The following is a 231-nucleotide window of genomic DNA, read 5'->3' as shown; positions in this document are numbered from 1 at the left end:
TGGCACGTGGGCGGGCTGGTGGGTGCGGGGCAGGGGGGCCAATTGGTGGGGGCGGGGTGGGCCGACTTCGGGCGCCAGGCGGGCCTGCGGACGCAGTGCCTGGCTGACGCCGAGTGCCACGCACTGGAGTGTGAGCAAGAACACCACACCGTCCCGCCATTTCGCCAGCGCCATTAACCGCCAGTTGAATTCCTGGCGCGACTGCACATTCTCGGCCACCTGAATCAGCAC

At 68.4% G+C, this 231-nt stretch carries 1 pseudogene; it reads right to left on the bottom strand.

Annotation, left to right across the window (positions count from 1 at the left end):
• A pseudogene (locus tag ACEN8I_RS24225) lies at positions 1–231 on the bottom strand (sensor histidine kinase); the annotation flags it as partial.

Origin of the sequence: Polaromonas sp. CT11-55 (assembly GCF_047303325.1) — a bacterium.
Taxonomy (GTDB): Bacteria; Pseudomonadota; Gammaproteobacteria; order Burkholderiales; family Burkholderiaceae_C; genus Polaromonas.
The sequence above is the reverse complement of the archived record's forward strand: the minus strand, read 5'-3'. Positions and strand labels throughout refer to the sequence as shown.